General features: G+C 75.9%; 17 protein-coding genes and 1 pseudogene. 9 read left to right on the forward strand and 9 right to left on the reverse strand.

From position 1 onward, the window contains the following. Positions 1-11: 11 nt before the first annotated feature. The 5 genes from RM780_RS01845 to RM780_RS01865 all read right to left on the reverse strand — a co-directional run bounded on the left by RM780_RS01845 (position 12) and on the right by RM780_RS01865 (position 6,626). Positions 12-2,150, reverse strand: a complete 2,139-nt coding sequence (locus tag RM780_RS01845; RefSeq protein WP_311628618.1) for a 3-hydroxyacyl-CoA dehydrogenase NAD-binding domain-containing protein — start codon at positions 2,148-2,150, stop codon at positions 12-14. Next, positions 2,147-3,361: a thiolase family protein gene (locus tag RM780_RS01850; protein ID WP_311628619.1), complete on the reverse strand. Its 1,215-nt coding sequence runs from the start codon at positions 3,359-3,361 to the stop codon at positions 2,147-2,149. Before RM780_RS01850 ends, RM780_RS01845 begins: the two co-directional genes overlap by 4 nt. 422 nt (positions 3,362-3,783) lie before the next feature. Further along, a complete protein-coding gene (locus RM780_RS01855) occupies positions 3,784-5,040 on the reverse strand; it encodes an HRDC domain-containing protein (protein WP_394812862.1) in 1,257 nt (418 codons plus the stop codon). Positions 5,041-5,172: 132 nt separating this feature from the next. Beyond that, positions 5,173-5,832, reverse strand: a complete 660-nt coding sequence (locus RM780_RS01860) for a helix-turn-helix transcriptional regulator (protein WP_311628620.1) — start codon at positions 5,830-5,832, stop codon at positions 5,173-5,175. A 203-nt stretch (positions 5,833-6,035) separates the two neighbouring features. Next, entirely contained in the window at positions 6,036-6,626 is a 591-nt protein-coding gene (locus tag RM780_RS01865) for a DUF3000 domain-containing protein (protein ID WP_311628621.1), read from the reverse strand. A gap of 197 nt (positions 6,627-6,823) precedes the next feature. Between RM780_RS01865 and hemE the strand changes: the two genes are divergently transcribed. From hemE to hemQ, 3 genes are all read left to right on the forward strand, one after another. Further along, entirely contained in the window at positions 6,824-7,873 is a 1,050-nt protein-coding gene (gene hemE / locus RM780_RS01870; protein WP_394812867.1) for a uroporphyrinogen decarboxylase, read from the forward strand. Positions 7,874-7,961: 88 nt separating this feature from the next. Next, positions 7,962-9,365: a protoporphyrinogen oxidase gene (hemG, locus tag RM780_RS01875; protein WP_311628622.1), complete on the forward strand. Its 1,404-nt coding sequence runs from the start codon at positions 7,962-7,964 to the stop codon at positions 9,363-9,365. 4 nt (positions 9,366-9,369) lie between these two features. Next, positions 9,370-10,083 carry a hydrogen peroxide-dependent heme synthase gene (hemQ, locus tag RM780_RS01880; RefSeq protein ID WP_311628623.1) on the forward strand — a complete coding sequence of 238 codons (714 nt, stop codon included), beginning with the start codon at positions 9,370-9,372 and terminating at the stop codon, positions 10,081-10,083. 175 nt (positions 10,084-10,258) lie between these two features. Here the strand turns inward: hemQ and RM780_RS01885 are convergent, their stop codons facing one another. From RM780_RS01885 to zapE, 3 genes and pseudogenes are all read right to left on the reverse strand, one after another. Beyond that, positions 10,259-11,167, reverse strand: a complete 909-nt coding sequence (locus RM780_RS01885) for a TIGR04222 domain-containing membrane protein (protein WP_311628624.1) — start codon at positions 11,165-11,167, stop codon at positions 10,259-10,261. A 5-nt stretch (positions 11,168-11,172) separates the two neighbouring features. Continuing rightward, positions 11,173-12,454, reverse strand: a pseudogene (locus tag RM780_RS01890) (multinuclear nonheme iron-dependent oxidase). Positions 12,455-12,585: 131 nt separating this feature from the next. After that, positions 12,586-13,677 (reverse strand): cell division protein ZapE, encoded by a 1,092-nt coding sequence (gene zapE / locus RM780_RS01895; protein ID WP_311628625.1) that lies wholly within the window; start codon positions 13,675-13,677, stop codon positions 12,586-12,588. A 75-nt stretch (positions 13,678-13,752) separates the two neighbouring features. Between zapE and RM780_RS01900 the strand changes: the two genes are divergently transcribed. The 4 genes from RM780_RS01900 (at position 13,753) to msrB (ending at position 17,115) form a co-directional block, all read left to right on the forward strand. Beyond that, positions 13,753-14,535, forward strand: coding sequence for a pyrimidine reductase family protein (locus tag RM780_RS01900; RefSeq protein ID WP_311628626.1), 783 nt, complete (start codon positions 13,753-13,755; stop codon positions 14,533-14,535). 121 nt (positions 14,536-14,656) lie between these two features. Next, a complete protein-coding gene (locus RM780_RS01905; RefSeq protein ID WP_311628627.1) occupies positions 14,657-15,124 on the forward strand; it encodes an indole-3-glycerol phosphate synthase in 468 nt (155 codons plus the stop codon). 87 nt (positions 15,125-15,211) lie between these two features. After that, on the forward strand, positions 15,212-16,639 hold the full coding sequence (gene murC / locus RM780_RS01910) for a UDP-N-acetylmuramate--L-alanine ligase (protein WP_311628628.1): 1,428 nt from the start codon (positions 15,212-15,214) through the stop codon (positions 16,637-16,639). A 68-nt stretch (positions 16,640-16,707) separates the two neighbouring features. Beyond that, complete coding sequence (gene msrB, locus RM780_RS01915; RefSeq protein WP_311628629.1) at positions 16,708-17,115, forward strand: peptide-methionine (R)-S-oxide reductase MsrB; 408 nt, start codon at positions 16,708-16,710, stop codon at positions 17,113-17,115. Between the two features lie 44 nt (positions 17,116-17,159). On the opposite strand, the gene RM780_RS01920 is transcribed toward msrB, so the two are convergent. Next, complete coding sequence (locus RM780_RS01920) at positions 17,160-18,137, reverse strand: NAD(P)/FAD-dependent oxidoreductase (RefSeq protein WP_311628630.1); 978 nt, start codon at positions 18,135-18,137, stop codon at positions 17,160-17,162. Between the two features lie 92 nt (positions 18,138-18,229). Here RM780_RS01920 and RM780_RS01925 point away from each other — a divergent pair, with 92 nt between their 5' ends. Then, positions 18,230-18,826, forward strand: a complete 597-nt coding sequence (locus RM780_RS01925; protein WP_311628631.1) for a helix-turn-helix domain-containing protein — start codon at positions 18,230-18,232, stop codon at positions 18,824-18,826. Positions 18,827-18,900: 74 nt separating this feature from the next. Beyond that, the gene (locus RM780_RS01930; RefSeq protein WP_311628632.1) at positions 18,901-19,542 is read left to right on the forward strand and encodes a LysE family translocator; all 642 of its coding nucleotides are present in this window, start codon (positions 18,901-18,903) and stop codon (positions 19,540-19,542) included. Positions 19,543-19,545: the final 3 nt, after the last annotated feature.

Genomic DNA, 19,545 nt, shown 5'->3' on the forward strand with positions numbered 1-19,545 from the left:
GGCGTTGACCCTCAGCCCTGCGGGACGCCGGCCACGCCCACCGGCAGCAGCCGCTTGCCCAGCACCCGCTCGGAGACGCCCTCGCGGTCCAGGTAGGGGATGATCCCGCCGAGGTGGAACGGCCAGCCGGCGCCGGTGATCAGGCACAGGTCGATGTCCTGCGGCTCGGCGACCACGCCCTCCTCCAGCATCAGGCCGATCTCCTGGGTGATGGCCTCCAGGGCGGCCGTGCGCACCTGCTCCTCGGACAGCACGGTGTCGCCGACCTCGAACAGCGCGGCCACCTCGGGGTCCAGCTCCGGCTTGCCCGAGTCGTGGACGTACAGCGTCCGCTTGCCGGCGGCCACCACCCGGCCGAGGTTCGCCGAGGTGGCGAACCGGTCGGGGAAGGCCGCGTGCAGCGTGCCCGCCACGTGGTGCGCCACGGCCGGGCCCACCAGGTCGAGCAGCACGATCGGGGACATCGGCAGGCCCAGCGGCTCCAGCGCCCGGTCGGCGACCTCCACCGGCGTACCCGCGTCGATCGAGCCGAGCACCGAGCCCATGAAGCGGGTCAGGATGCGGTTGACCACGAACGCCGGGGCGTCCTTCACCAGCACGGCCGACTTCTTGAGCGTCTTGGCCACCGAGAAGGCCGTGGCCAGCGAGGCGTCGTCCGTCTGCTCGGCCCGCACGATCTCCAGCAGCGGCAGCACGGCCACCGGGTTGAAGAAGTGGAAGCCGACGACCCGCTCGGGGTGCTTGAGCTGGGAGGCCATCTCGGTCACCGACAGCGAGGAGGTGTTGGTGGCCAGGATCGCCTCCGCGGGCACCACCGCCTCCAGCTCCGCGAAGACCTTCTGCTTGACGCCCATCTCCTCGAACACGGCCTCGATGACGAAGTCCGCGTCCGCGAAGGCGACCGCCTTGTCCAGCTCGCCCGTGACGAGGGCCTTGAGGCGGTTGGCCTTGTCGTGGTTGATCCGGCCCTTCAGGAGCTGCATGTCCAACTGCTCGTGGACCCAGGCCACGCCCTTGTCCACCCGCTCCTGGTCGATGTCGGTGAGGACCACCGGCACCTCGAGGCGGCGCGCGAAGAGCAGCGCAAGCTGCGAGGCCATCAGGCCCGCGCCGACGATGCCGACCTTCGTCACCTTGCGGGCCAGCGACTTGTCCGGCGCGCCCACCGGGCGCTTGGCCCGGCGCTGCACCAGGTTGAAGGCGTACAGGCCGCTGCGCAGCTCCTCGCTCATGATGAGGTCGGCCAGCGCCTCGTCCTCGGCGGCGAAGCACGCCCGCAGGTCGCCGTTGCGCGCCTGCGCGATGATGTCCAGCGCGCGGTAGGCGGCCGGGGCCGCGCCGTGCACCTTCTCGTCCGCGATGCTGCGGCCCCGGGCCACGGCCTGGTCCCAGGCCTCGCCGCGGTCCACCTCGTCGCGGGAGACCTCGATCTCGCCGCGCAGCACGGCCGAGGCCCAGTGCAGCGACTGCTCAAGGAAGTCCGCGCCGTCGAAGAGGGCGTCCGCGATGCCCAGCTCGAAGGCCTTGGTGCCGTTGAGCATGCGGTTCTGGTTGAGGGCATTCTCGATGATCACGGTGACCGCGCGGTCGGCGCCGATCAGGTGCGGCAGGAGCGTGCAGCCGCCCCAGCCGGGCACCAGGCCGAGGAAGACCTCGGGCAGCGCGAAGGCCGGCACCGAGCGGGAGATCGTCCGGTAGGTGCAGTGCAGGCCGACCTCGACGCCGCCGCCCATGGCCGCGCCGTTGTAGAACGCGAAGGTGGGCACCGGCAGCGCGGCCAGCCGCTTGAAGACGTTGTGCCCGCCCAGGCCGATGGTCAGGGCCTGCTCGCGGGTCGTCAGCACCTCGACGCCCTTGAGATCGGCGCCCACCGCGAAGATGAAGGGCTTGCCGGTCACGCCGACGCCCTTGATCTCCCCGGCCTCCGCCTCGGCGGTCACCTGGTCCAGCGCCCGGTCGAGGTTGATCAGCGACTGGGGGCCGAACGTCGTCGGCTTGGTGTGGTCGAAGCCGTTGTCCAGGGTGATCAGCGCGAAACGCCCGGCACCCTGCGGCAGGTCCAGGTGCCGCACGTGCGCCTGGGTCACCACCTCGTCGGGGAAGACCTCGGCCGCGCCGGCCAGCAGCTCAGCGGTGGTCGTGGTGCTCACTTGCCCTCCCAGTGGGGGTTCTCCCAGATGACGGTGGCGCCCATGCCGAAGCCCACGCACATGGTGGTCAGGCCGTACCTGACCTCCGTGTGGTCCTCGAACTGGCGGGCGAGCTGGGCCATCAGCCGCACGCCGGAGGAGGCCAGGGGGTGGCCGAACGCGATCGCGCCGCCGTACTGGTTGACGCGCGGGTCGTCGTCGGCGATGCCGTAGTGGTCCAGCAGGGCGAGCACCTGCACGGCGAACGCCTCGTTGATCTCGAACAGGCCGATGTCGTCGATCGTCAGGCCGGCCTTGGCCAGCGCCTTCTCGGTGGCGGGCACCGGGCCGTAGCCCATCACCTCGGGCTCCACGCCGGCGAAGGCGAAGTTGACCAGCCGCATCTTCACCGGCAGGCCCAGCTCGCGGGCCACGTCCTCGGACGCGATGACGGAGGCGGTGGCGCCGTCGTTGAGGCCGGCCGCGTTGCCCGCGGTGACCCGGCCGTGCGGGCGGAACGGGGTCTTCAGCGTGGCCAGGTTCTCCAGCGTGGTGCCCGGGCGCATCGGCTCGTCGGCCGTGGCCAGGCCCCAGCCGGTCTCGCCGCCCTCCGCGTTGGTCCGCCGCACGGAGATCGGGACCAGGTCCGCCTGGATCTTGCCGTCGGCGTACGCCTTGGCGGCCTTCTCCTGGCTGCGCACGGCGTACTCGTCGGCGCGGGCCTTGGTGAGGTGCGGGAAGCGGTCGTGCAGGTTCTCGGCGGTCATGCCCATGAACAGGGCGGACTCGTCGACCAGCTTCTCCGCGACGAAGCGGGGGTTCGGATCCACGGACTCGCCCATCGGGTGGCGGCCCATGTGCTCCACGCCGCCCGCGATGGCGATGTCCGCGGAGCCGAACGCGATGGCGCCGGCCGTCGTCGTCACGGCGGTCAGCGCCCCGGCGCACATCCGGTCGATGGCGTAGCCGGGAACGGTGTTCGGCAGCCCGGCGAGGATCGCGGCGGTGCGGCCGATGGTCAGGCCCTGGTCGCCGATCTGCGTCGTGGCCGCCACGGCCACCTCGTCGATCCGCTCGGGCGGGAGCTGCGGGTTGCGGCGCAGCAGCTCGCGGATGCACTTGATGACCAGGTCGTCGGCACGGGTCTCGTGGTAGATCCCCTTGGGACCCGCCTTGCCGAACGGGGTGCGGACGCCGTCGACAAAGACGACGTCCCTGACGGTACGGGGCACGATGGCTCTCCTCCACGCCGAGAAAAATGCGGACCACTGCCCATGCTACTCGCCGGTAACCGCGTGGCAAGGCTTGCTCACGGGGAGGGGGCAACGTCACAACGCCCGCTCGCGCGCCCCCGGGCCCGCGCGGCCAGAAGACGGGACGCGCCGCGAGATGCGCGGTCCGGCCGCCCGCGACTGCGGGAGCCAGAGCCGCGCCGGGCCGGATGACCGCCCCGGGAGGGCCGGGCCGGCCCCGGTCGGGCCGGGGGCGTGCCGGTCGGCCCAGGGCGGCGGGGAACGCCGGAACGCGCCGGGGCAGGTGTGCGCCGCCGGGCAGGCCCAGGACGGGGACCTGGCGGCAGGCGTCGCCCGGCGCAGGGCTCGCGCGGAACGGGCGTGCGCGTGCCGGGCGTTCGGCCTGCGGAGCCAGGGCGTGGTCAGTCGGCCAGGGCCTTCGTCAGGAGGGGAACGGTCTGGGCGATCTGCCATTCGCGGGCGCCCAGGGTCCGCAGGGCCTCGCCGATGGCGGCGGGGCTCTGGTCGGCCGGGGGCTCCCAGCACAGGCGTCGGACCACGTCGGGGGCCAGGAGGTTCTCCTGCGGCAGCCGCAGGGCCTCCGCGTGCGAGGTCACCGCGGCGCGGGCCGCGGACAGGCGGGCCGCCGCCTCGGGGTCCTTCTCCGCCCAGGCCCGGGGCGGCGGCGGCCCGGCCGCGGCCTGGGCCGGCTGCGGCAGCTCCGCCTCCTCCATGGCCCGCGCCCGGTCCACGGCCGCCTGCCACAGCTGGAGCTGGCGGCGCCCCATCCGTGGCCCGAAGCCGTGCAGCGCGGCCAGCGCGCGCGTGTCCGCGGGCATCGCCTGCGCCGCCGCCACGATCGCCGCGTCCGCCAGCACCTTCCCCGGCGACAGGTCGCGCCGCTGGGCGATCTGGTCCCGCGCCTCCCACAGCTCCCGCACCACGGCAAGCTGCCGCCGCCTGCGGACCTTGTGCACGCCCGAGGTGCGGCGCCAGGGGTCCTTGCGCGGCGGGGGAGGCGGAGCGGCGGCGATGGCCGCGAACTCCTCCAGCGCCCACTCCAGCTTCCCCTGCCGCTCCAGGTCCGCCTCCAGCGCGTCCCGCAGGTCCACCAGCAGCTCGACGTCGAGCGCGGCGTACCGCAGCCAGGGGTCGGGCAGCGGCCGGCTCGACCAGTCCACCGCCGAGTGCCCCTTCTCCAGGCTGAAGCCCAGGACCGTCTCGACCATCACGCCCAGGCCGACCCGGGCGAAGCCCGCCAGCCGGGCGGCCAGCTCGGTGTCGAAGAGGCGTGCGGGAACCATGCCTATGTCGCGCAGGCACGGCAGGTCCTGCGTCGCCGCGTGCAGCACCCACTCCTCGGGCGCCAGCACCGCGCCCAGCGCGGACAGGTCCGGGCAGGCCACCGGGTCGATCAGAGCCGTGCCCGCGCCCGCCCGCCGCAGCTGCACCAGATACGCCCGCTGGCCGTACCGGTAGCCCGAGGCGCGCTCGGCGTCCACCGCGACCGGGCCGCTCCCCGCGGCGAAGGCCGCCACCACCTCGTCCAGGGCCCGCGCGTCCGCGGTGACCGGGGGAACGCCCTCGCGGGGGGCCAGCAGCGGGACCGGGGCCGGACCGGCCGGCTCGGGCGCGGAGACTCCTGATGCGGCTTCTGCGGTCTGCGGGGCGTCGGTCACCAGTCAAGGGTAACTGTTCGGCTCACTCCTGTGACCTGGGGTGATAGCACACGGAAAACCCCCGGCGACCGGCCGTGGGGCCGGGCGCCGGGGGTCGTGGGCGAAGGGGCGGGGACGGGGATAACGGCGGCATCAGTGGATGATCCCGGTGCGCAGGGCCACCGCCACCATTCCGGCCCGGTCGCCCGTGCCGAGCTTGCGGGCGATGCGTGCCAGGTGGCTCTTGACGGTCAGCGCCGAAAGCCCCATGGACACGCCGATGGCCTTGTTCGACTGGCCCTCCGCCACCAGCCGCAGCACCTCCACCTCGCGCCCGGAAAGCTCCCGGTACCCGCCCTGGTGCCCCGGGGCGCCGGGGCGACCGCGGTGCATCGGGGAGCGGGCGCCGATGTGCGCGGCGCCGTGCCGGGTGGGCGGGCCGAGGCTGTTGCGGGTGCCGGTGACGACGTAGCCCTTGACGCCGCCCGCTAGGGCGTTGCGCACCGCGCCGATGTCGTCGGCCGCGGAGAGGGCCAGCCCGTTGGGCCAGCCCGCCGCTCTCGTCTCGGACAGGAGGGTCAGCCCCGAGCCGTCGGGGAGATGGACCTCGGCGACGCAGATGTCACGGGGGTTGGCGACGCGGGGCCGGGCCTCCGCGACGGACGACGCCTCGATGACATCCCGCACGCCGAGAGCCCACAGGTGACGGGTCACGGTGGAGCGGACCCGGGGGTCGGCCACGACGACCATGGCGGTGGGCTTGTTGGGGCGGTAGGCGACGAGGCTTGTGGGGTGCTCAAGAAGAACAGACACCGGTGCCTCCCGGGGTGGGGGTGGGGACGGACGGATCCAGACTCCGCAGGAGGAGTCGGGGCGATCCGGATGGAAGGGTCACTGACTCCTTCGGCACGAAGTCCCGGGGCCTTTAGGGAATGATCACGAACCGGTGATTCCGCGTCGCGCCGCGTTGCCCCCGGCCGCCCGGGGGGCCATCGTGCGTTCCCCCCGCCCGTCCCTCAGGCCGGGCCGGGCCCGCGGCGGCGCGGCAGGGCCGTCACCGCGGGGCCGCTCGTCTCCGGCGGCAGGCCCGCGCACTGGGCCAGCAGCCCGCACCAGGCCAGCAGGTGGCCCGCGGCCTGGGCCGGATCGGCGGGGGTCCACGAGGCGCGCAGTTCCAGCTCGGCCCGCGGCGGGCGTTCCGCCAGGCCCCCGAAGAACATCGAACCCGCCCTGGTCACCGTGCCGTTGGGCTCCCGCCAGGCCACGCCGTGGGCGTGCAGGGCCTCCGTCAGCCAGGACCAGGCCACCTCAGGCAGCAGCGGGTCCGTGGCCAGCTCCGGCTCCAGCTCGGCCCGGGCCAGCGTCACCACCCGGAAGTCGCCGCGCCAGGTCTCGTCGCCGGCCGGGTCGTGCAGCAGGACGAAGCGCCCGTCGGCCAGCTCCTCCCCGTCCGCACCCACCGTGGCGCCGACGGCGTGGGCGAACGGCGCCAGCCGCCGCGGGGCCGGAAGCCCCGTCACGCGCACCTCCGCGCGCGGGCGGGCCGCGCCCAGGGCCGTCACCGCCTCCCGGAAGGCGAAGGGAACCCCGGAACTGGGGTCGTCCATATCTCCCGACTCCTCCGCCTGATGGGTCGAAGACGCTGCCATGGCCGGTAACCCTAGGGCCAATCCGGCCGATCCGGTCGGAATTCTGGCCCCGGCCGCGCGCCCCGTCGCCCCGCGCCGCCCGCCCGCGGCCCCTTCCGGCCCCGCGGCGGGGCCCCTCGGGGCCGCCGACCGGGGGAGGGCCGCGGCGTGACAGACTGCCAGGCGTGACTGTGACCGACTCACCCTTCCTGCGGGCCTGCCGTCGCGAGCCGGTGCCGCACACGCCCGTGTGGTTCATGCGCCAGGCCGGCCGCTCGCTGCCCGAGTACCGCAGACTGCGGGAGGGCATCCCCATGCTGGAGTCCTGCATGCGGCCCGACCTGGTCACCGAGATCACGCTCCAGCCGGTGCGCCGCCACGGCGTGGACGCGGCCATCTACTTCAGCGACATCGTCGTCCCGCTCAAGGCGATCGGCGTGGACCTGGACATCCGTCCCGGGGTCGGGCCGGTCGTCGCGCGCCCCATCCGCTCCCGCGCCGACCTGGCGCAGCTGCGCCCGCTGGAGCCGGACGACGTCAAGTACGTGACGGAGGCGGTCGGTTCGGTCGTCTCCGAGCTGGGGGACACCCCGCTGATCGGCTTCGCCGGCGCCCCCTTCACCCTGGCCAGCTACCTGGTCGAGGGCGGCCCCTCGCGCAACCACGAGCACACCAAGGCGCTGATGTACGGCGACCCGGAGCTGTGGGCCGAGCTGCTGGACCGCCTGGCCGGGATCACCGCCGCCTTCCTGGCCGTGCAGATCGAGGCCGGCGCCTCGGCCGTCCAGCTCTTCGACTCCTGGGTGGGCGCCCTGGCGCCGGCGGACTACCGCGCCTCGGTGATGCCCGCCTCCGCCAAGGTCTTCGCCGCCACCGCGCACTACGGCGTGCCGCGCATCCACTTCGGCGTGGGCACCGGCGAGCTGCTGGGCCTGCTCGGGGAGGCCGGAGCGGAGGTCGTCGGCGCGGACTGGCGGGTGCCGCTGGACGAGGCCGCCCGCCGCGCCTCGGCCGACGGCACCGAGCGGGCCGTTCAGGGCAACCTCGACCCGGCCGTCCTCTTCGCGCCGCCCGAGGCCGTCGCCGCCCAGGCCGACCGCGTGCTGGAGGCCGCCGCCGGGCTGCCGGGGCACATCTTCAACCTCGGCCACGGCGTTCTCCCCGACACCGACCCGGACGCCCTCACGCGCCTGGTCGCGCACGTCCACGAGCGCACCGCGCGCTGACCCGGCGCCGGTCCCGGGCCCGTCCGACGCCCGCGTCCGCGCCGATCCCCGAGGTCAGGGGCCCGCCCCGGTCTGGGAGAGTGAACCCATGCATGTCATCGTCGTCGGCGGCGGGATCGCGGGCCTCGCCGCCGCTCACCGGCTGGTGGGCGCCGGAGCGCGCGTCACCCTGCTGGAGTCCTCGGGCGCGTTCGGCGGCAAGCTGCGCACCGGCCACGTCGCCGGGGTCCAGGTCGACCTGGGCGCCGAGTCGATCCTGGCCCGCCGCCCCGAGGGCGTGGGCCTGGCACGCGCCGTCGGCCTGGGCGACGCCCTGCGCCCCCCGGCCGTGAGCAGCGCCGCGATCTGGACCCGCGGCGCGCTGCGGCCCATGCCCCAGGGCCAGGTGATGGGCGTTCCCTCCACCGCCGCCTCCCTGGCCGGGGTGCTCTCCGACGCCGGGCTGGCCCAGATCGCCCGCGACTCCGAGCTGCCGCCGCTGGCCGTAGGGGAGGACGAGGCCGTCGGCCGCCTGGTCGCCGAGCGGATGGGCCCCGAGGTCGTCGACCGGCTCGTGGAGCCGCTGCTCGGCGGCGTGTACGCGGGCGACGCCTACCGCATCTCGCTGCGCTCCGCCGTGCCCCGGCTCTGGGAGGCCGCCCGCGCCCACGACACGCTGCTGGCCGCCGTCCGCGCCGTGCAGCGGGAGTCCGCGGGCCGCGCCCCGGGCGAGCCGGTGTTCGCCGGTCTTGAGGGCGGCGTGGGAACGCTGGCCGCGGCCGTGGTCGCGGACCTGACGGCCCGTGGGGCCGCGCTGGAGACCGGCGTCGCCGTCACGGGCCTGCGCCGCACCGGCCGGGGCTGGGCCGCGGCGCTCGGCGACGGCCGTTCGCTGGCCGCCGACGGCGTCCTCCTCGCGGTGCCCGCCCCCGCCGCCGCCCGGCTGCTCGCGGCCGAGGCCCCGGCCGCCGCGGGGGAGCTGGCCGCCGTCGAGTACGCCTCGATGGCCATCGTCACCCTCGCGTTCCGCCGCGCCGACCTGGCCCGGCTGCCGCGGGGCAGCGGCTTCCTGGTGCCGGCCGTGGACGGCCGCGTCATCAAGGCCGCCACCTTCACCAGCGGCAAGTGGGACTGGGCGGCGGCGGCCGACCCGGACCTGTTCGTGCTGCGCACCTCCGTGGGGCGGCTGGGCGACGAGGGGCCGCTGCGGTGGGAGGACGCCGAGCTGGTGCGGGCGGCGCTGATGGACCTGGGCGAGGCGGCGGGCCTGTCCGCCAAGCCCGTGGACGCCGTCGTCACGCGCTGGCTCCACGGCCTGCCGCAGTACGACGTCGGCCACCACGCCCGGGTGGAGCGCGTCCGCGGCTTCCTCGCGGGGCTGCCCGGCCTGCGGGTCGCCGGGGCGGCGTACGACGGGGTGGGCATCGCCGCGTGTGTGGGGAGCGCCGAGCAGGCGGCATCCGAGCTGCTGCGCACCCTCCCGGCCGGGCCCGCCGAGGAGGCGCGAGAATAGCCCCATGACTGCTGCACCCGACGACAGGCCCGTGGGCAAGCGGGCCAACGAGCTGAACGCCACGATCCGCTACACCCTCTGGTCGGTCTTCCGGCTGCGCGAGCCCCTGCCGGAGCACCGGGCCGGGTTCGCCGAGGAGGTGACGGAGCTGTTCGAGCAGCTCGCCGCCAAGGACGTCACCGTGCGCGGCACCTACGACGTCTCGGGCCTGCGGGCCGACGCCGACCTGATGATCTGGTGGCACGCGGCGACCGCCGACGCGCTCCAGGAGGCGTACAACCTCTTCCGCCGCACCCGCCTGGGCCGCGCCCTGGAGCCGGTGTGGTCGAACATGGCGCTGCACCGGCCGGCCGAGTTCAACAAGTCGCACATCCCGGCGTTCCTCGCCGACGAGACGCCCCGGGACTACGTCAGCGTCTACCCCTTCGTCCGCTCCTACGACTGGTACCTGCTGCCGGAGGAGGACCGGCGCCGGATGCTGGCCGACCACGGGAAGATGGCCCGCGGGTACCCGGACGTGCGGGCCAACACCGTCGCCTCGTTCTCGCTGGGCGACTACGAGTGGATCCTGGCCTTCGAGGCCGACGAGCTGCACCGGATCGTGGACCTGATGCGGCACCTGCGGGCCTCCGAGGCCCGGCGGCACGTCCGCGAGGAGGTCCCCTTCTACACCGGCCGCCGCAAGCCGGTCGCCGAGCTGGTGGCCCAGCTCGCCTGACGCCCGGCACGGCCGGCGGCGTGGACCGGCGTCGGGCGTGTCCGGACGCTCGGCCCGGCGGGGCGCGCGGCACCGGCCGCGCGGCGCCGCCCGGCCCTCGTCCGGGGCGGACGGCGGCGGGTTCCCGCCCGGTCGCGGCCGGCTGGCCCTGCTCCCGGCTCACCCCCGGGCCGGCTCAGCCCCCGCCGCAGCCGCCCCCGCAGCCCCCGCCGCCGCAGCCGCTTCCCCCGTCGCCGCCGCTTCCTCCGCTTCCGCAGCCCCCGCCGCCGCGGTCGTTCCCCGTGTCCACGGCCGGAAGGGCGCCGCAGGCGGCGCCCCACGTGGTGGAGGCCGCGGCGTTGCCGGAGGCGGCGGCCACGCCCGCGGTGGCGAACTGCTCGCGCAGCACCAGATCCGTCAGGGCGGCCGTGCCGCCCAGGGCCACGAGGCCGGCCAGCCCGGCGGCGGCCCAGCGCGGGTCGGCCTCGAGGTCGGCCAGCGCGGCCCGGCCGGGGGCGGTCAGGCGGCTGCGGCCCGGGCCCAGGGCGAGCCCGAGGACGAACGCGGCCACCGCCCCGGCGGCCAGCGCCATGGCCGCCGGCGCCCCGGAGAACAGCAGGACGGCCAGCGACAGCAGCAGCGCGGCCGGCGCGGCCACGACGGTCAGCAGCACCGCGGACCGCCACGGCCCGTGGTGCTCCGGCCGCCACAGCAGCCCGCGCGCGGCCAGGGCGTCGCCGACCTCCTGCACCGGCGCGGAGGCGGCGAGCCCCGCGCGGATGTCCGGCAGGCGCGCCTCCCACGTGCCGCACAGGTCCAGCACGGCGCGCTCCATGTCGTCGTCCGCGACGGGGGTGACGACCAGCACGGTCCGGTCGTCGATGAGGATCCTGTCCTTCTCCACCATGGCGCACAGCACCGTGTCGGCGACCCTGGCCGGGCCTCCGGCCAGGAACGCGGCCTCGTGGACGGTCTCCACGGCGCTCCCGGCCGGGATCTCCCCCGGGGCGCGCGACCCGCGCAGGGCGCGGGAGCGGCGCGCGAGCAGGCGCGCGACGGCGGCGAGCAGCCCGCACGCGGCGAGCAGGACGATCAGGGTGGACACCGGCCTCACCCGGCCTTTCGATTGGTCGCGGGGAGCCGGGGGGCGCGGGGGCCCCGCGGGCTCCGGGGAGTGCGCAGGCGCCCCGGCAGCAGCCCGGGGCGGCGGGCGCCGCGGGCCCGCAGCCACGCCGCCACCCGGCGGCGCGCGGCGCGGTCGGGCAGGCGCCCGCGGTCGAGGAGGAAGACGGCGAAGGCCAGGGCGTCCTGGCGGTAGCCGCCGGCCATCGGGTGCCGGGCGGCGTACTCCAGCGCGGCCGGGCGGAAGCCGTCGCCGAGGAGCGCGCGCAGCTCCGGCGCGACGCGGGCCAGCACCCCGGCCCGCTTGGCGGCCAGCGCCTCGCGCTGGACCCGCAGCCGGGCCCGGTCGAAGCCCTCGGGCACCGGGCCGCCCGCGGTCAGCGCGGTGAGCAGCGCGGCCTGGGCGAGCGCCAGGCGGCGGCGGGCCGCGTCCGTGTCAGCCATGGCGCACCCCCTCCACCACGCCGCGGATGGCGGCCAGTTCGGCGGCCAGCTCGGGCGCCGGGGGGAAGTGGTCGTCGCGCTCGAGGAGGACGCCGGGCGGCGCCGTCCTGGCGCACAGCCGGTCGAGGACGGCCAGCACCTCCGGCGGCACCGGGTGGGCGTGGCTGTCGTGCCAGATCCCGTCCCGCTCCACGCCCCCGGCCACGTGCACGTACGCCAGGGCCTCCAGGGGCAGGGCGTCCAGCGCCTCGGCCGGGTCCTCGCCGCGGTTGACGTGGTTGGTGTGCAGGTTGGCGACGTCGATCAGCAGGCCGACGCCGGTGCGGGCCACCAGCTCGGAGAGGAACTCGCCCTCGGTCAGCTCCTCGCCGGGCCAGCGGAAGAGGGCCGCGATGTTCTCCAGCGCCAGGGGCGCGGGCAGCGCCGCCTGCGCGATGCGGACGTTCTCGCACAGCACGTCCAGCGCGTCCCAGGTGCGGGGCACGGGCAGCAGGTGGCCGGCCTCCAGCGCGGGCGTTCCCGTCAGCGGCCCCCCGGCCCGGACGAACGCGATGTGCTCGGTGACCAGCGGCGCCTCCAGCGTCTCGGCCAGGTGCGCCAGGGCCGCCAGCCGCCCGGGCGCGGGCCGGTCCGCGCCGCCCAGGCCCAGCGAGACGCCGTGCGGAACGACCGTGGTGCCCCGCGCCCGCAGCCGCGCCAGGCCGTCCGGGAGGCGGTCGGGACGGACGTTCTCCGCCACGACCTCGACCCAGTCGACGCCCTCCAACTCCTCGACGGCCTCGGCGATCTCGGGCCTCCAGCCGATCCCCGTCCCCAACGCGACCATGTGACCTCCCCCGGTGTGCTGATCCGACGGTAGGGGCGCGACGCCCGCCACGTGAAGGCGTTGTGTCCGCCCCGGACACGCCGCAACCACCCTCCGGGCCGGTTCAGAGCTGCATCTGAGGTTTCGGCGGCTCAGGCTCCGGGGAGGGCGTCGCGGGTGAGGGCCGTGAGGCGGGAGACGGCGCGGAAGTACTTCTTGCGGTAGCCGCCCGCCAGCATCTCGGGGGAGAAGAGGCGGTCGAAGGGGACGCCGGAGGCGACGACCGGGATCTCGCGGTCGTAGAGGCGGTCGGCCAGCACCACCAGGCGCAGCGCCGTCGTCTGGTCGGGGACCGGGGTCACGCCGGTGAGGCAGACGGCCGTGACCCCGTCGCACAGCGCCCCGTAGCGGCTGGGGTGTATGCGGGCCAGGTGGTCCAGGAGGGCGGTGAAGTCGTCCAGCGAGGCGCCGGGCCGGGAGCGGGCCGCCCGCGTGACCTCCTCGTCGGTGCGCGGCGCGGGGGGCTCGGGCAGGCCCCGGTGGCGGTAGTCCTCGCCGTCCACGCGCAGGGTGCGGAAGTGCGCGGCCAGGCCCTGGATCTCGCGCAGGAAGTCCGCGGCGGCGAAGCGGCCCTCGCCCAGCCGCCCGGGCAGCGTGTTGGAGGTGGCGGCCAGCGCCACGCCCTCGGTCACCAGGCGTCCCAGCAGCGAGGAGACCAGGACCGTGTCGCCCGGGTCGTCCAGCTCGAACTCGTCGATGCACAGCAGCCGGTGGCCCGCCAGCGTCCGGACGGTCTGCTGGAAGCCCAGCGCGCCCACCAGGTTCGTCAGCTCCACGAAGGTGCCGAACGCCTTCAGCTCCGCCGGAGCGGGCGCGGCGTGCCACAGCGAGGCCAGCAGGTGCGTCTTGCCGACGCCGAACCCGCCGTCCAGGTACACCCCGCGCGGCTCGGGCGGCTGGGGCCGGCGGGAGCGGCGCGGCCACAGCCCGCGCCGGGCGTTTCCCGCTCCGGCCGCGTCCCCGAGGCCGGAGGCGAACTCGGCCAGGCCCTTCACGGCCGCGGCCTGGCTCGGCTGCCCGGGGTCGGGGATATAGGTGTCGAAGCGGACACCGCCGAACCGCGGCGGCGGGACCAGCTCGGCGACCAGCCGCTCGGCCGGGACGTGGGGCTCGCGGGCGGTCAGGGCCGTGGGGGCGCCGGCTATCGGGGCGCCGCCGGGATCGTGGGCACTGGTCGTGGACACAGTCTTCCACTGTACGCGGCCCGGGGGGCGCGCCCGGCCGCGCCGTGGACGCCTCCCTGTGCCACACTGCGCCCCATGCGACGCCTGTTCCCCCCCGCCGAGGGGTCCGCGGAGGACCGCGCCTGGGACCTGACCGAACTGGCCGACGCCTACGCCTACCCCGCCGCGGCCCCCGGCTGGCTGCGCGCCAACATGGTCTCCTCCGCCGACGGCGCCGCCCACCACGGCGGCCGCTCCCGCCCGCTCTCAGGACCGGCCGACATGCGGATCTTCGGGGTGCTGCGCGCCCTGGCCGACGTGGTGATCGTCGGCGCCGAGACGGTGCGGGAGGAGGGGTACCGGCCCGCCCGGCGGCGCGAGGAGTTCGCGGAGCGGCGGGAGGCCGCCGGGCAGCGGCCGGTGCCGCCCATCGCCGTGGTCAGCGCGGGGCTGCGCCTGGACTACTCGCTGCCGCTGTTCGCCGAGGCCGCCGAGCCCACCCTGATCCTCACCGGCGAGAAGGCCCCGCGCAGCGGCCTGCGCGCGGCCGAGGCCGCCGGGGCCCGGATCGTCTTCGCCGGGCCCGAGGCGCACGTGGACCCCGCCCGGATCAAGCCCGCGCTCGCGGCCCTGGGCCACACCCGGCTGCTCACCGAGGGCGGCCCCCGGCTGCTGGGCGGCCTGACCGGGGCCGGAGTGCTCGACGAGCTGTGCCTGGCCATCTCGCCGCGGGTGGCGGTGGGCACCGCGCCCCGGGTGATGAGCGGCCCGAAGACCGAGGTGCCCCAGGAGTTCCGGCTGGCGGGGCTGCTGGAGGAGTCCGGCTTCCTCTTCTGCCGCTACCAGCGCGCCCCCCAGGCTTCGCACGCTGCGGAATGAGACGTTCCGCTTATCCTGATGTGGGCAGACTGAAAAAGCGCAACGTCCCGTGCGCCCACGCGGAAGGATGGTTTCTGCCGCCGGGGCAGCGCGGGACCCGGCCCGACGAAGGGCGCTCCTCATGATCACCACGGTCCTCATGATCGAAAAGCCCATGGCGCCCACCGACGTCGAACTCGTCACCACCCTGCACGGCGAGGAGAGCCAGTCCTTCGTGGTGCTGATGCAGCCCCGCGGCGACCAGGACCGGCTGCTGCGGGCCGTGGACGACGTGGCCCTCGGCGAGTTCGGGGAAGCGGTCCGCGAACGCGAGCGGCCGGCCGGCGCGGAGGCCCACGCCCCCGCCCAGCGCGCCCTCGACAGATCCCTGGCCGCGCTGCGCGCGGCCGGCGCCGAGGCCGTGGGCCGCCTGGTCGACGACCACCCGCTGGAACTGCTCACCTCGGTGGTGGAACAGACCGGCGCGGACGAGGTCGTGGTGCTGACCGCCCCGCACTACGTCGAGGAGCTGTTCCACCGGGACTGGGCCTCGCGCGCCCGGCACAAGGTGGGCGTTCCCGTGCTCAAGCTGTTCGCCCACGCCGAGTGAGCGGACCACCCGGGCCGGGGCCGGGTGCGACACTAAAAACTCTGCGGCACTAGCCGGCACCCAGCCACGACCCGGGAGACACGACGCATGACACCCGCGCGCCCGACCGCCGTCCCCGCCCCCCTGGAACGGCCGCACTTCATCGGCATCGGCGGCGCGGGCATGTCGGGCGTCGCCAAGATCCTCGCCCAGCGCGGCGCCCGCGTCGCCGGAAGCGACGCCAAGGACTCCCCGACCGCCTCCGCGCTTCGCACCCTGGGCGCCACCGTGCACGTCGGCCACGACGCCGGGCACCTGGCCCCCGACGCCACCTGCGTCGTCGTCTCCAGCGCCATCCGCGAGGACAACCCCGAGCTCGCCGAGGCCGCCCGGCGCGGCCTGCCCGCCGTGCACCGCTCCGAGGCCCTGGCCGCCCTGATGGAGGGGCAGCGGGCCATCGCGGTGGCCGGCACCCACGGCAAGACCACGACCACCTCCATGCTGGCCGTCGCCCTCACCGGCCTGGGCCTCGCGCCCGCCTACGCCATCGGCGGCGACCTCGACGCGCCGGGCTCGAACGCCGAGGCCGGCTCCGGGGACCTGTTCGTGGCGGAGGCCGACGAAAGCGACCGCAGCTTCCACCGGTACGCCCCCGAGGTGGCCATCGTCCTGAACGTCGAGCTGGACCACCACGCCAACTACGCCTCGATGGACGAGATCTACGACTCCTTCGAGACCTTCGTGGAGCGGGTCGTGCCCGGCGGAACGCTGGTGATCAACGCCGACCAGGAGGGCGCGCGGAAGCTGACCGCGCGCCTGGCCGGGCGTTCGGGCCTCCGGGTCGTCACCTACGGGGAGGCGGCCGAGGCGGACGTGCGGGTCCTGGCCGTCCGGCCCCGGGGGCTGACCAGCGAGGTCACCGTCGCGCACGGTCCCGCGGCCCCCGGCGCGGCGCCGCGGGAGCTGACGTTCACCGTCTCGGTGCCCGGGCGGCACTACGCGCACAACGCCGTCGCCGCCCTCGCCGCGGGGATCGCCGCCGGGGTCCCGGCCGAGGGCCTGGCGCCGGCCCTGGCCGGGTACACCGGCGCGCGCCGGCGCCTCCAGCTCAAGGGCGAGGCGGGCGGCGTCCGGGTCATCGACTCCTACGCCCACCACCCCACCGAGATGGCCGCCGACCTGGAGGCGATCCGGGGCGGAACGCCGGACGGGCGGCTGCTGGTCGTCTTCCAGCCGCACCTCTACAGCCGCACCCGGGAGCTGGGCGCCGAGATGGGCCGGGCCCTGGCCCTGGCCGACGCCTGCGTCGTCCTGGACATCTACCCGGCCCGCGAGGACCCGATCCCCGGCGTCACCAGCGAGCTGATCACCGACGCCGCCCGCGCACAGGGCGCCGAGGTGCACGCCGGGCACGGCAAGGAGGCCGTGCCCGGGATGGTCGCGGGAATCGCCCGGCCCGGGGACGTCGTTCTCACGATGGGCGCGGGCGACGTCACCGACCTCGGCCCGGCGATCCTCGCCCGCCTGGGCGGGTGAGGCGCCCTTTCCGCAACTGGTCCGCAACGCACCGAGAAGTTCCGAGCCGTTCCCGAGGAGGCAGCAGCATGGGTTACCAGGTCGACAAGTCCGACGACGAGTGGCGCCGGGAGCTGACGGAGGAGGAGTTCCGGGTGCTGCGCCAGGCCGGCACCGAGCGGGCGTTCACCGGCGAGTACACCGACACCAAGACCGTGGGCGTCTACCACTGCCGGGCGTGCGGGGCCGAGCTGTTCCGCTCGGAGACGAAGTTCGACTCCCACTGCGGGTGGCCCTCCTTCTACGACCCGGCCGACACGAAGGCCGTGGAGACCCGCCCCGACCACTCACTCCCGGGGCGCCCCCGCACGGAAGTCCGCTGCGCGACCTGCGGCTCCCACCTGGGCCACGTCTTCGAGGGCGAGGGCTACGGCACCCCCACGGACCTGCGCTACTGCATCAACTCCATCGCCGTCCGCCTGGACCCGGCGGAGTAACGGCGCCGGGTGGCGCGCGGCGGGCGCCGCCGCGCGCCACCCCCTCATCGGGCCGGGGCCGTCAGGGCGGCCGTGACGTCCTCCTCCAGGAGGTCCTGGTTGAGGGCCGCGGCGGCGGCGACGCCCTGGGAGGCCGCGGTGACGACCTGGGCGCGGGCGTCTGCGGTGTTCCCGGCCACCCAGACGCCCGGGGCGGTGGTGCGGCCGGAGGGGTCGGCGACGGCCCAGCCCTCGGCGTTCCGCTCGCAGCCGAGCGCCACCAGCAGCGCGTCGTTCGGCACGAAGCGCGGCGCCACGAACAGCGCCTCGCGCGGCACCAGCCGGTCGCCCGCCAGGCGCACGCCGCGCAGCCGCCCGTCCTCCCCGAGGGCCAGGCCGGTGACCTCGCCCTCCGCGATCCGCACGCCGCGGGCCGCCAGCCGGGCCCGCTCCTCCTCGGTCGGCGCGGAGCCGCCAGGACCGCCGGGGAAGTAGGTCACGTCGGGCGACCACTGGGAGATCAGCAGCGCCTGGTGCGCCGAGAGCGGCTGGGTGCCCAGCACCCCCAGCGCCCGCCCCGCGACCTCGTGGCCGTGGCAGTAGGGGCAGTGCAGGACGTCCCGGCCGAACCGCTCGCGCAGGCCCGGCACCTCCGGCAGCTCGTCCCGCAGCCCGGTGGCCACCAGCAGGCGCCGGGCGCGCAGGGTCCGCCCGCTCGCCAGGCGCGCCGCGAAGCCCGGCTCGACGGCGGTCACCCGGTCGTTGATCAGCTCGCCGCCGTACCCGGTGACCTCCGCCCTGCCCGCGGCGAGCAGGTGCCGCGGCGGCATGCCGTCCCGGGACAGGAAGCCGTGCACGCCCTCGGCCGGGGCGTTGCGCGGGGAGCCGTCGTCCACCACCGCCACCCGGCGCCGGGCCCGGGCCAGGCTGAGCGCGGCGCTCAGCCCTGCGGCCCCGCCGCCCACCACCAGGACGTCGTAGGACTCCTCGTCCCCTCGTACGGCCACCCGAGCGTTCGCCTGTGCGTTCGTCTGCGCGTTCATCGCGACCACCTCCGGGGCCGAGACTGCGGCGGCCCGGGCCGTTCAAGCAACTCCTGTTGCCATTCCCGGGAAGCCGTGATGGCATGGCCGGCATGGAAGAGGAGCCCGCCGGCGCGGCCGGCATCCCCGAAGTGCTGCGGCAGGTCGGCCCCCGCCTGCGGCGGCTGCGCGTCGAGCGGGGCGTCACCCTGGCCGGGCTCGCGGAGGCCACCGGCATCTCCAAGAGCACGCTCTCCCGGCTGGAGTCCGGGCGGCGCAGGCCCGCCCTCGACCTGCTGCTGCCCATCGCCCAGGCGCACCAGGTGCCGCTGGACGAGCTGGTCGGCGCGCCGGAGGCGGGGGACCCGCGGGTGCGGATCGCGCCCCGGGAGATCCACGGCATGACCGTGCTGCCCCTCACGCGGGCGGCCGGGCCGATCCAGGCGTTCAAGATGGTCATCCCGCCGCGCCCCGAGCCGCCGGAGCCGCGCGTGCACGAGGGCTACGAGTGGCTGTACGTGCTCTCGGGGCGGCTGCGGCTGATCCTGGCCGAGCACGACCTGGTTCTGCGGGCGGGGGAGGCGGCGGAGTTCGACACGCGGCTGCCGCACTGGTTCGCCAGCGCGGACGAGCACCCCGTGGAGGTGCTCAGCCTCTTCGGGCGCCAGGGCGAACGCATGCACGTGCGGGCCCGGCCTCGGAAGGGCTGAGGCGCGGGGGCCCCGCCCACGGCCCCGCGGAAAAGCCGTGGCACGCCCCGCCCGGCCCCAGCAGGATGGGCGGGATGTGGAGCACTCTTCCGGCTTTCCTGGGCGCCTGCCTGCTGGTCGCCGTGTCACCGGGGCCCAGCTCGGTCCTCATCATCCGCAACTCCCTGCGCAGCCGCCGCTCCGGCATGTTCACGGTGCTGGGCAACGAGACCGGCGTCTTCGTGTGGGGCGTCTTCGCCGCCCTGGGCCTGACCGCCCTGCTGGACGCCTCGGAGGCCGCCTACGACGTGATGCGCCTCGTCGGCGCGGTCGTGCTCGTCGGCTTCGGGATCCAGGCGCTGCGCGCGGCCCGCCGCGCCGGCGACCTGCCTCTCGCCGAGGGGCCCGGGCCGGCCGGGTCCGCCGGGCCCGCGCCCGAGCCCGCCTGGCGCAGCTACCGCTCCGGCCTGCTGCTCAACCTCGCCAACCCCAAGGCCGGCCTCTTCGCCATGGCCTTCCTTCCGCAGTTCGTCCCCGCGGGCGCCCCGCACCTGCCGGCGATGCTGGCGCTGGCCGCGATCTGGGCCGTCTTCGAGGTCGGCTACTACGCCACCTACGTCTGGGGCGTCGCCCGCCTGAAGTCCCTCTTCGCCCGCCCCGGCGCCCGCCGCCGCCTGGAGCGCGTCTCCGGCGGCGTCCTCATCGCCCTGGGCGTGCGCCTGGCGGTGGAGGGCTAGGGC

Origin of the sequence: Streptomyces boetiae, assembly GCF_031845405.1 — a bacterium.
GTDB lineage: Bacteria > Actinomycetota > Actinomycetes > Streptomycetales > Streptomycetaceae > Streptomyces > Streptomyces boetiae.